Annotated in this window: 9 protein-coding genes, 1 tRNA gene and 1 pseudogene; 8 read left to right on the top strand and 3 right to left on the bottom strand. The window is 39.2% G+C overall.

The window, feature by feature from the left end; translation table 11 throughout:
• Positions 1–8: 8 nt before the first annotated feature.
• The 3 genes from HOD97_01130 to HOD97_01120 all read right to left on the bottom strand — a co-directional run bounded on the left by HOD97_01130 (position 9) and on the right by HOD97_01120 (position 3272).
• Positions 9–929 (bottom strand): fumarylacetoacetate hydrolase family protein, encoded by a 921-nt coding sequence (locus tag HOD97_01130; protein MBT4280211.1) that lies wholly within the window; start codon positions 927–929, stop codon positions 9–11.
• An 80-nt stretch (positions 930–1009) separates the two neighbouring features.
• On the bottom strand, positions 1010–2131 hold the full coding sequence (gene hppD, locus HOD97_01125) for a 4-hydroxyphenylpyruvate dioxygenase (GenBank protein MBT4280210.1): 1122 nt from the start codon (positions 2129–2131) through the stop codon (positions 1010–1012).
• Between the two features lie 55 nt (positions 2132–2186).
• Complete coding sequence (locus HOD97_01120) at positions 2187–3272, bottom strand: histidinol-phosphate transaminase (GenBank protein MBT4280209.1); 1086 nt, start codon at positions 3270–3272, stop codon at positions 2187–2189.
• Between the two features lie 68 nt (positions 3273–3340).
• Between HOD97_01120 and HOD97_01115 the strand changes: the two genes are divergently transcribed.
• The 8 genes and pseudogenes from HOD97_01115 (at position 3341) to HOD97_01080 (ending at position 11700) form a co-directional block, all read left to right on the top strand.
• A complete protein-coding gene (locus HOD97_01115) occupies positions 3341–5044 on the top strand; it encodes an Ig-like domain-containing protein (GenBank protein ID MBT4280208.1) in 1704 nt (567 codons plus the stop codon).
• Entirely contained in the window at positions 5044–6102 is a 1059-nt protein-coding gene (locus tag HOD97_01110; GenBank protein ID MBT4280207.1) for an NTP transferase domain-containing protein, read from the top strand. Before HOD97_01115 ends, HOD97_01110 begins: the two co-directional genes overlap by 1 nt.
• Positions 6099–6377, top strand: coding sequence for a hypothetical protein (locus tag HOD97_01105; GenBank protein ID MBT4280206.1), 279 nt, complete (start codon positions 6099–6101; stop codon positions 6375–6377). Before HOD97_01110 ends, HOD97_01105 begins: the two co-directional genes overlap by 4 nt.
• A gap of 128 nt (positions 6378–6505) precedes the next feature.
• On the top strand, positions 6506–8584 hold the full coding sequence (locus HOD97_01100; protein ID MBT4280205.1) for an elongation factor G: 2079 nt from the start codon (positions 6506–6508) through the stop codon (positions 8582–8584).
• A 16-nt stretch (positions 8585–8600) separates the two neighbouring features.
• A complete protein-coding gene (locus HOD97_01095) occupies positions 8601–9083 on the top strand; it encodes an HIT domain-containing protein (GenBank protein ID MBT4280204.1) in 483 nt (160 codons plus the stop codon).
• A 2-nt stretch (positions 9084–9085) separates the two neighbouring features.
• Positions 9086–9295 (top strand): annotated as a pseudogene (locus tag HOD97_01090) (hypothetical protein).
• An 89-nt stretch (positions 9296–9384) separates the two neighbouring features.
• Complete coding sequence (locus tag HOD97_01085) at positions 9385–11481, top strand: sodium:solute symporter family protein (protein MBT4280203.1); 2097 nt, start codon at positions 9385–9387, stop codon at positions 11479–11481.
• A gap of 146 nt (positions 11482–11627) precedes the next feature.
• Positions 11628–11700 (top strand) — tRNA-Asn (locus tag HOD97_01080).
• The last annotated feature ends 113 nt before the right edge of the window (positions 11701–11813 follow it).

Below are 11813 nucleotides of genomic sequence, written 5' to 3'. Positions count from 1 at the left end.
ATTCCTCCCTATATAACCTTGTTTTCTAAAACTCCTAGTCGCTCAATCTCGAGTCTGACAACATCGCCTTTTTGAATCCATCCACCTGTATTTTCAGGTTTTAGTTCCATGATGCAACCTGTGCCGACGGTTCCAGATCCGATGTATTCACCGGCAACAATTTGAGTATTTCGACTGGCACGCTCGATAATGTCTCCCCAAGAATGATACATGTCGTTTGCATTCCCATCGGAAAGTTGTTTCCCATTGACATGGACGGTCATGCTAAGTTGCAATTTCCCATCGCTATCCCATGCATCTGCTAATTCATCTGGTGTCACCATATACGGACCAAAACAGGATCCAAAATCTTTTCCTTTTGCTGGTCCCATGTTTAACACCATTTCTTCTTTTTGAAAATCTCGAGCAGACCAATCATTTAAAATGGTATAGCCACCAATAACAGTGTCGGCATCTTTTGCGGAAATATCTTTTCCTCCATTGGCGGTGATAATTGCCAATTCCAATTCAAAATCAAGCTTTTCACAACCATTGGGAAAAGGAAAACCTTCCTTATGACCAAAAAGGTTCACAGGATTTGAATAATAAAAAACCGGAAATTCATACCAACTTGGATGCATGTCTAAACCTCGTCCTTTTCGAGCTGCTTTTACATGTTGTTCAAATACATAGAAATCTCTGAAAGTGGCAGGATCATTCACCGGCGGAAGGAATTTTACATCCGGTTGATTTTGCGCGATTAAATGTTCTCCTCCCAGCAACTCGGTTAAACCGGAATCCGGTAGAGCTCTATCAAGATTTTGTAATGCAGGCAGCAAGGTATTCCAGTTCTTCAGACACGATTTTAATGAGGATGGAATAGATAGGAATTCGGATGAACCGGATGATTCATGGATATATATAGCCGCTCTTAAAACATCCACAACCATTTCATCTTTGATGAAACCAAAACGATGAGAATCGCGACCTTTTTCAATGTATGTTACAAACTTCATTAGTGTCCTTTCAATTAAAGATTACCGCGGGCATCTTGCTCCCGCTCAATTGATTCAAAAAGTGCTTGAAAATTTCCCTGCCCAAATCCGCGTGACCCTTTTCTTTGAATGATTTCATAAAATAGCGTCGGGCGATCTTCGACTGGTTTTGAAAAAAGCTGGAGCAAATATCCTTCATCATCACGATCAACCAGGATACCAAGATCTCTCAGTTTTTCCATCGCCTCGTCAATCGTGCCGATACGGTTAGACAAATCATCGTAATATGTTTCAGGGACATATAGAAAATCCACACCATTATTCCGCAGTGCAGTGATCGTTTTAATAATATCCTCGGTTAAAAGAGCTATATGCTGAACGCCAGGGCCTTCATTAAAATCCAGATATTCTTCAATTTGAGATTTTTTTAACCCGGATGCAGGCTCATTAATGGGGAATTTTATTTTCCAGTTTTTAGATCGCATTACACGACTTTTTAATGCGGAAAATTGAGTTGAAATATCGTTTTCATCAAACACGACAAAATTTGTGAAGCCAAATACGTTTTCATAAAAATCTCGCCATTCATTCATTTTTCCTTCTTCAACATTCCCTACAATATGGTCAATGAAAAGCAAGCCGGGATCATCAAATTTTAATTCAGGTAATGTAAGTGGCTCATAATCCGGCGCCCAAAGTCCGTCATAATTTTTTGTTTCTACGAATGAATGAATCGTTTCTCCATAGGTTTGTATGGCGGATTTTTTAAAAATACCCGTTTTGTCTTCCCAAGATTTTGATGAATGAACAGATTTGGCGTTTCGGCTAACACAAGAATCATGGGCTGTTTCGGCGCAATCCACAGAGAAAGCAACATCTCGTACACCGTCGCCATGTTGTTTTAACCAATCAGAAGCCGGATGGCTTGAAGTGAGGGGAGTTGTGATAACAAAGAAAATTTTGTTCTGTTTTAAAACGTAACTAACGCTATCATTTTGACCTGTTTCAGGTCCGGAGTAAGCATGCGGTTGAAATCCAAAAACAGATCGGTAATAGTGGACAGCCTGCTTTGCATTTCCCACATAAAATTCTAAATGACTTAATTCTGTTATAGGGAAATATTCAGTTCCCGTCCATTCGGTTGTAATCATTGCCATGATGGCGCTCCGTTGATTAAAATTGTGAAAATGTGGTTCTATAATTCATTGATATCTATAGAATTTCTGTAAGCTTTTTGATAAAATCATGATTTTCTTCTTCGAGACCAACCGATATACGAATACATGTCGGCCAGCCAAATGCAGTTAACGGTCTAACGATTATCCCTTTATTTAGTAGTGTATTAGAAATGTTTGCAGCTTGTTCTTTAGATTCCCAAATGGTAGTAATAAAATTAGTAACACTTGGGACAGTTTCTACCTTCAATTTTTTGAGCTCACCAGTCAAATATGTTTTTCCATTTTTATTTAGGTCCAATGTTTTCTGAAGAAAATCACCATCATCCAATGCTGCAATGCCTGCAACTTGAGCAAGAAGAGACGGTTCAAACGGTACTTTTACCTTAATCAAATTTTCGATCAAACTTTCATGGGCGAATCCGTAGCCAATCCGGATTCCTGCTAAGCCATACGCTTTGGAAAATGTGCGAAGTGTAATCACGTTATCATAGCGATAATTCATGGAGTCGGGATAGTTGGGATAATCATGAGCAAACTCATAATAGGCTTCATCCAAAATAATGAGCACTCTCGCTGGTACTTGCTCATAAAAATCATCAAATTCTTTTTGCGATACATAGGTTCCCATCGGATTATCTGGATTAGCGATATAAATAATTTTGGTATAATCATTGATGGCGGCAGCCATGGTTTTTAAATCATATTGGTTATTTTTCATGGGTACCCAATGCACTTTTCGTCCGGACGCATTTGCAAGAACTCTGAAACCGATAAATGAATTCGCTGCCGATACCAATTCATCATCACTTAAAAGAAATGTCCGAATTATTGTGGACATGATGCCTTCTGATCCGGCACCTAATATAACGTTGTCGATTTTGACATTAAACTTTTCAGCGAGTTTGGTTCGCAAAGAAATGCCGAGGGCATCGGGATATCGATGTGAGGACTGTAATGATTGCTTTATTGCAGTCATTGCTTTGGGAGAAGGACCGAGGGCATTCTCGTTCGATGCCAATTTGATGACTTTTTCAATCCCAAATTCTCGAACGACTTCCTCTATCGGTTTGCCCGGTTTGTAGCTGGCTAAATTTTTGATGTAAGATGGAACAAGTGCCATAATGTTTTAAAATTATCTTAAAGAAGGTGATGTATTTATTCTATCGCCTTTATTTGAATTTACAACTGATGCGGACTAAACTCCCAACCGTGAAGCATAGAAAAAATAACAATTATACCGCTATTTCTTGGGTTTTGGTGTCATTCATCGCCTTTTCGTGTGCGGCAATCCAAAGGCCAGACGGTGGGCCTGCTGATTCTAAGCCTCCGGAAGTAATAAAAATAATTCCTGAAAATAAATCGCTTTATTTTAAAGGAGGAAACATCTCGATCGATTTTTCGGAGTATATAGCTGAAAAAACCATAGAAAAATCTATTCGATTTTCACCGGTGTTGGAATTGGATTCAGAAATCATCTTGAAGAAAAAATCGATTACCATTCCATTTCCATCAACTTTAATGTCGGACCAAACCTATGTAATAACATTAGGACGCCAACTCACTGATGAGCACGGTGTCCCGCTAGCCGAACCAGTACAAATTGCTTTTAGCACAGGGAATATTATTGATTCGGGGATGATTAACGGTAGGATTTTTGGCGACGAATCATTTTCAGTTCATCTTTGGAAATTTAATCCCGATTCAGTTTCCGATAGTCTTTTTGCGACAGAGCCTCACTTTGTAGCCGAAGCAGATGATAAAGGATTTTTCAAATTCAGTTTTCTTGGACCCGGTCATTATAAGGTTTTATCTCTTGATAGTAGAATGACCGGAATGCCATTAAATCCAACTCGAATGGGATACGGGATTCCGTCGGAACCTTTCATTTTTCTGGATTCTTCAGAAACGATTTCTGATGTCAATATGATTCCATTTCGCGAGGTAGAGAATTACACATTAGTACGCGCCGAATGGTTAGGACCGGATTGGGCACAAATCACTTTTAACAGAAGTTTGTCTTCCAAACACGATTTGAATTCCGCTTTCTTAATGCCAGACTCCGGAATGCCCTTGTATGCTAAAACATTTATTGATCCAATTGACTCAAATGTGGTTAATCTTGTTTTTCCTGAAAATTCACCACCCGGTATTTCATCTATTTATATCGAAAAACTGACTTTGGGAGATTCTATTTTAATGGAGTCCGGCAAATTAGATGTGCGAGTTCCTGCCGATTACGATACGGCTAAAATCATGTGGGTTAGTCCAACGAAAACCATAAACATTATTCCAGACAGCGAGAATCAGCCATCGTTGGATTGTATAACCTCCCATCCCGTCAAATTTTCTGAAAATATATCTTCTAATATTCGGTTAGAGACGATGGATTCGATTGAAATTGAGTTTGATACTAATATCAATTCTCCGGTTCATTTTCAAATTAAACCAAAGAATGGCTGGGATGAAAATCAGAAATACATCCTCACTATTTTTGGAGAAGGTATCAAAACAACATCGGGGATTTCGGTAATTGATTCCGTTACATCTATAAAGATTTCTGTTGGGGATTATATTGGTTACGGATCTTTGGATGGAGAGGTTTACAACAATGGAAGGGATAAATTATTGGTACAGGCAATATCCCTTGAAAAGGAACATCCTATGCTAACTTCTGTTGTAAATTCTGATAATGAATTTAGGTTTAAAAAAATCCCTGAAGGCTTTTATACGTTAATGTTTTTTCAAGATACTGATTCAAATAAACACTATTCTCATGGGTCAGCATTCCCACACCATGTAGCCGAATGGTTTACAGTTTTGCCAGATACAATTGAGGTTCGGGCAAATTGGGATAAAGTGATTCCGCCAATATATTTAGGAGGAAATAAATAATGTATGCTGTCATTATGGCTGGTGGGAGAGGAACTCGATTTTGGCCATACAGCCGTACCAACCGGCCCAAACAGCTATTGAAGATCATCGGTAAAGAAACCATGCTTCAGATGACCGTTGACAGGCTCAAGAAACTGAAATCTGTTGAAGGTATTTTTATTGTAACAGGTAAAGATTTAGCTCCCCTAATCCAAAAAGAAATTAAAGGAATCAGCAAAAAAAATATTATTGTGGAGCCATCAGGGAAAAATACTGCTCCATGTATTGGTCTTGCCGCTTTAAGGATTAAACAAATTGATGAGAATGGGGTGATGGGAATTTTTCCGGCCGATCATCTTATTGTTGGGCATCGGCTATTTCAAAAGGCACTTTTCACAGGATCGAGGATCGCAAAGCAACATGACTCTCTCGTAACCATTGGCATTACACCTAGCTATCCGTCCACCGGATATGGATATATCCAACATGGCACACGACGGATTAAAGGATTTCAAAATGCCTACAAGGTGAAGACATTTGCGGAAAAACCCCACCTAAACTTGGCAACTCGATTTATTAACAGTGGAGATTTTCTTTGGAACGGAGGCATGTTTATTTGGAAAGTTTCTGCATTATTAAATCAAATTGGAATTCACATGCCCGAATTAGGAGACCATCTTTATCAAATCCAGACATTGAAAAAAAAGAAAAAATCTATTACAGGTGTTTGGGATCAAATTTCCCCAGAATCTATTGATTATGGGCTTATGGAGAAGTCAGATCATGTGCATGTAATTAAAGCAGAATTTAAATGGAGTGACGTTGGTTCTTGGAACTCGGTTTTTGATTTATCTCCTAAAAATAAAGATGGAAATGTGATTCGCGGAGATGCAACGTCCATTGATGGAAAGAATAATTTTATTGAAAGCAATGGACGGTTCACAGCTGTTGTTGGAGTGAATGATCTTGTAGTTATTAATTCTGAGGATGCAACACTTGTGGTGCCGCGAGAAAAGGTAGAAGATGTAAAATTACTAGTTGATTTTTTGAGTTCAAAAAACAGGGACGATTTGCTTTGAGTAAAAAATTAAAACCTGAAAGATTGATGACCTTATTTGAGGAATTAGCCGAAAAACTTAATATTAAATTGGTTTTGGGAACCGGAAATTTTATGGGTGGTTTTTGTACGCTTGAAAATCAACAGTATCTTGTTGTAAATAAAATGCAACCGATTGAATCTCGCTTACATGTTTTAGCTCGTGAATTTAATGCGTTAAAGGTGTCGGAAATGTATCTCGTGCCAGCACTTCGAGAGTTCATCGAGGAATCAAACGCAATAATTACTGTGATTTAATACCGGATAAACGGCTTGCCTAAAGTCTGCGTGATTTGTTACACTTTAGCCCATTTTCCACAGCCTAAATTAGATAATTCAGAATGGTCGATTTGAGACCGTTATAAAATTAAAAAAGGAATAATAAAATGAAAGAGTATGCATCGGGAGACATTCGAAACTTTGCACTAGTTGGGCATGGGACTTGTGGAAAAACTATGCTTGCAGAATCTATGTTGGTCTGCGCCAGCGAAACAAATAGACTAGGGTCCATCGAAGCGGGTAGTACCGTTTCTGATTACCATCCTGAAGAAAAAGAAAGACAGATTTCCATCCATTCTTCTCCGCTTCATTTAGAATGGGAAGGAAAGAAATTCAATTTTATTGATGCACCAGGTTATATGGATTTTATCGGTGAAGCTATCAGTTCTTTGGCAGTTGCAGACATTTCAGTTGTTGTGATTCACGCGGTAAATGGTGTTGAAGTTGGAACCGAGCAAGTCATTGATTATTGTTCCAATTTTGGTATTCCGAAAATTTTGGTTGTAAATGGATTGGACCGTGAGCACACCAAATTTGAAGAAATTCTCGCACAATGTAAAAGACGGTTTGGCAACAAAGTTTTCCCCATGCAGTTGCCCGTGAATGCAGGACCGGGATTTAACCAAATTGTTGATGTCCTCCGGCGAGAACTCATTACTTATAAAACAGATGGAAGTGGATCTTTTACCGAAGAATCTTTGCCGGAAGATTGGGAAGCCAAGGTGAATCAACTCCATGAGGAATTAATTGAATATGTTGCTGAATCCGATGATAGTCTCTTAGAAAAATTCTTTGAAGAAGGTGGTCTTTCAGAAGAGGAAATGAGAGGTGGGATTCATAAGGCTGTTCAGGATCAGTCGTTTATCCCACTGTTTTGTACTGCAGCTGGAAGTAATGTTGGTGTTGCAAGACTCATGGACTTCATGTCAAAATATGGTTCATCTCCAATGGACAGGGAAAAAGTCAAAGCCGGAGTACCAAACTCTGAAGAAGAAATTGAGGTTCGCTTGGATGGGGCGGATCCTGTTGTTTTTGTATTTAAAACGATCAGCGAAGCGCACGTTGGTGAATTATCTTTCTTTAGAGTTTATTCAGGCACTGTCAGCACTGGCATGGATCTTTACAATGCATCTCAAGGGCATTCAGAAAGATTCGGCCAAATGTTTGTTTTAAACGGAAAAAATAGAACCAGTTTATCCACACTGAATGCAGGAGACATTGGTGCGGTAGTTAAACTTAAATCAACCCACACCGGTGATACGCTGTGCGACTCTAAACATCCAGTCCATTTAACAGGTGTAAATTATCCGAATCCTAATATTCACATGGCGATTAAATCAAAATCCAAGGGAGATGAAGAAAAACTTGCAGTCGGACTGGCAACGCTTCACGAAGAAGACCCAACTTTTGTCTATCATGTAGATGGTGAGCTGAAACAAACGGTTATATCCGGACAGGGTGAATTACATTTGCAAGTTGCAGTTGGAAGTTTAAAACGGAATTACAATGTTGACTTGGAAATGATGAAACCTAAAATTCCCTATCGGGAGACCATTAAAGGGAATGGAAGTTCAAAATACCGGCATAAAAAACAATCCGGTGGCGCCGGGCAGTTCGCAGAAGTATGGATGAGGGTTGAGCCCACAGGAAGAGGAACCGGCGTTGATTTTAATGAATCACTTGTTGGACAAAATGTTGATAGGGTTTTCGTCCCTTCGGTAGAAAAAGGCGTCATTGCAGCTTGTACTGAAGGGATTATAGCCGGCTATAGAGTTGTAGATGTTAAGGTAGAATTTTATGATGGAAAGCAGCATCCGGTTGATTCAAAAGATATTGCTTTTCAAATTGCAGGGAAGGGTGCATTCAAAGAAGCTTTTAAAGGTGCAAAACCTTGCCTGTTAGAGCCAATCATGGATGTTTCCATTAAGGTCCCTGAGGATTTTATGGGTGATGTTATGGGAGACCTTTCTAGTCGTCGCGGCAAAATTCAAGGCATGGATTCTGAAGATGCTTTACAGGTGATCAACGCACAAGTTCCTCAAGGAGAATTGCATCATTATTCAACGAGATTGCGTTCACTTACCGGCGGCCGTGGATTGCATACCGAAGCATTTAGCCATTACGAGGAAATGCCAAGAGAGCTTGAAAGCAAAGTAGCTTCTGCACACTCAAGTTCAGACGAATAATATTTTTGTGGATAATATGAAAAAACTTTGGGCTCCTTGGAGGATAGAATATGTTTCTGCGCCCAAAGAAGAAGGCTGCATTTTTTGCGATAAATCAAAAAGTGAAGATGACAGAAATAATCTGGTTTTACACCGGGGACAACATGCATTTGTTCTTATGAATTTGTATCCTTATAATAACGGGCATCTCATGATTTCACCTTATGAACATACATCAAAACCAACCGAAGTGGGTAAATTAGTATTAACTGAAATTATGTCAATGGCAAATCACAGCATGTCGATATTAGCAGATACCATCAAAGCAGAGGGTTTCAATTTTGGTGCGAATATTGGTAAAGCCGGAGGCGCAGGGATTGAAGAACATTTGCATTATCATATTGTGCCAAGATGGAATGGCGATACAAATTTTATGCCCGTTATTGGAAATTCTAAAGTCATGGTTGAAGGTTTGCTAGAGACTTACGATAAAATGAAACCGATGTTTGCAGAGATTTAAAGATGGAATTGTATTCACACACTTGGCTTCCCTTTATTTACCTTTATGGTCTCGGCGGGATCCTTTTTATCTTCGGTATCTATATTACGATAAAGGCAGGTTCATTTGATTTACAACGAAGAACCCATAAAAAATGGATGTGGATTCTTTTATTCGGTTTTGTTTGGTATTTGATGATGCATGCACTGATGACCTGGGCTGCATTGGGAATAATTTCTGTTTATACCGTACCGATTGTTCTACTTGGAATGGCGGTAGTTTTTATTGTTTTGGCGTTATTGTCTAAAAAGACTAAAACATAATGCAGACATTTCATAACATAGGTACATCAACTGACTGGATTGTAATGGTGGTTTATTTTATCGTCATCATGCTTTTTGGTAGTTATTTTGGACGGTATACAAAAAACACTTCTGATTTCTTTTTTGGGGGTAGAAGATTTTCGTGGTGGCTCATCACCATGTCTATTGTAGCGACTGGTGTAGGAAGCCATAGTTTTGTAAAGTATTCGGCTAAAGGGTTTGAACATGGAATATCTTCTTCCATGACTTACTTGAATGACTGGTTTTTCATTCCATTTTTTATGTTCGGGTGGCTTCCGATAATTGTTTATTCAAAAGTGCGGTCAATTCCGGAATATTTCGAAAAACGATTTAGTCCATCGGCAAGATTCTTAGCCACCATCCTGCTACTTTTATACATGATTGGATATATTGGAATCGGGTTCCTTACGCTTGGAAAAGCAGTCATCCCCATGTTGCCGGAAGCATTTACCCTGTTTGGAATGACCGTGCCGATTACGCTGATGGGCGCTATAATTGTCATTGCAATAATCACGGGGATTTATATCACATTTGGTGGGCAAACCGCTGTGATTTTCACTGATCTGTTGCAGGGTTTCATCCTTTTGTTTGCAGGACTACTCTTATTCTTTTTTGGAATTACATATCTAGGTGGATTTGATATATTTTGGAACTTATTACCCATGGAATGGAAACTGCCGTTGGCAGATTTTAACCAGCCGTCAAATTTTAATTTTGTGGGAATATTTTGGCAGGATGCTATAGCCGGTTCTATCGGATTTTTATTTATGAATCAAGGGCTCATCATGCGTTTTATGGCGTGCAAAAATGTAAATGAGGGGAGAAAGGCCGCTGCAATAAATATCCTATTTGTGCTTCCCATTTCAGCGATTGTGGTTGGGAATGCGGGATGGGTCGGAAAAGCAATATCAGTCAAAAGTCCCCATATTGTGAGCCCATCGGTTTCTCCGGATCAAATTTTTGTTGTTGTAGCAAATATTATCGCCAGCCCCGGTATGTTTGGTTTTATAATGGCTGCATTAACCGCAGCGCTTATGAGTACGGTTGATACACTTATTAATGCAACGGCAGCGATCTTCATCAATGATGTATATCGCCCGGTCAAGCAGTTCCTAAAAAGCATGGCGGTTTCGGAAATTGAAAGAGATAAAAAAGAATTGCTTGCTGCTCGCTATGCGTCAATCGGTGTTACTGCGTTGGGGGTTTTAGCGGTGCTTGCTTTCAAAAATTTTCCCACAGTATATGAAGCACACGGGTTTTTTCATTCAACTTTAACGCCTCCACTTGTTGTTGGAATATTTTTGGGTGTTTTTTGGAAAAGATTTACACCTTCAGCTGTTATAACAACTTTTGTTGGAGGTGTGGCACTCATGATTCTCGGCGCAAGATACCCCGGAATTTTTATTGCACCGTTTGATCATGGTATAGAAATGAACCAGGCACATCCGTATTCTTATATTCGTGCGTTGTACAATACTTTTGTATGTGTTGGTGTGGCCGTAATTGTTACTATAACCACCCAATGGCAGGTGAAAATAATTTCAATTATCAGAAATGGTAAAAACTCGAAGATGATTATGAATACAATTACGGCACTTGCAATCGCGTTCTTTGTAGTAGTGCTAATGAACATATCAGATCTTTATATGCAGTGCCTATCTGCGACTGCCGTTCTTATTTTTATCCCGCTTTTGGTAACCTATTTTGTAAAATATGACGAGATCACAAACACAAATGGATTGACTGCAGGTTCAATCAATGTAGCACGGAAATTATTTAAAGGAGCCGCTCCTAATGATCAAGAAGGTCAGAAAGTTCTTGTCCATTTTAAACAAGTTGATGGCGATGATACGGTAGTTCATTTTTCGACCGAGGATATGATATTAATGAAGGCGAATCCCGGCGATCTTGTTTACTTATCAGATAAGAGGAAATGGATGGGTGGTTTAAAATCAATTCATTCTGTGTTTGGAAAACCCCATGACGAAAAAGGAAAAGTCTATATTACTTCAAGTCAAATCAAACATGGTTTGTTCGTAAAAGAAAAATTGTTGACAGCCGAAAAGGAGATGTAGTTGTCCTTTGCGCTTCAATCCCTTAATTTCGCCGCGCAAAATTTCTTAATTTCAGAGTAGATTAAGCTTTCATTCCGTGGGTCGCTAGGTTTCAACGGACGGGGAATATTGAACATCACTGATTTTTGAAAAAATAATTAAAACGATCCGGAGTAGCTCAGTTGGTAGAGCAGGTGACTGTTAATCACTTTGTCGGGGGTTCGAGTCCCTCCTCCGGAGCAAACTGGGTCGGTAACACGAACCGGTTAACACATCGAGAAAGTAGGCCCTTGGATCATAACTCCAGGGGCTTATTTTTATCTCCCATTTCTCGTCGGGGAGCTGTGGTTTTT

This window comes from Candidatus Neomarinimicrobiota bacterium (genome assembly GCA_018651745.1).
Taxonomy (GTDB): domain Bacteria; phylum Fidelibacterota; class Marinisomatia; order Marinisomatales; family TCS55; genus JAAZYX01.
This window is presented reverse-complemented; position numbering and strand designations above follow the sequence as displayed.

Bases quoted from the DNA above. Each gene is read 5' to 3' on its own strand.
- HOD97_01130 (MBT4280211.1), bottom strand. From the start codon at position 929: ATGGTTGTGGATGTTTTAAGAGCGGCTATATATATCCATGAATCATCC.
- hppD (MBT4280210.1), bottom strand. From the start codon at position 2,131: ATGGCAATGATTACAACCGAATGGACGGGAACTGAATATTTCCCTATA.
- HOD97_01120 (MBT4280209.1), bottom strand. From the start codon at position 3,272: ATGGCACTTGTTCCATCTTACATCAAAAATTTAGCCAGCTACAAACCG.
- HOD97_01115 (MBT4280208.1), top strand. From the start codon at position 3,341: ATGCGGACTAAACTCCCAACCGTGAAGCATAGAAAAAATAACAATTAT.
- HOD97_01110 (MBT4280207.1), top strand. From the start codon at position 5,044: ATGTATGCTGTCATTATGGCTGGTGGGAGAGGAACTCGATTTTGGCCA.
- HOD97_01100 (MBT4280205.1), top strand. From the start codon at position 6,506: ATGAAAGAGTATGCATCGGGAGACATTCGAAACTTTGCACTAGTTGGG.
- HOD97_01095 (MBT4280204.1), top strand. From the start codon at position 8,601: ATGAAAAAACTTTGGGCTCCTTGGAGGATAGAATATGTTTCTGCGCCC.
- HOD97_01085 (MBT4280203.1), top strand. From the start codon at position 9,385: ATGCAGACATTTCATAACATAGGTACATCAACTGACTGGATTGTAATG.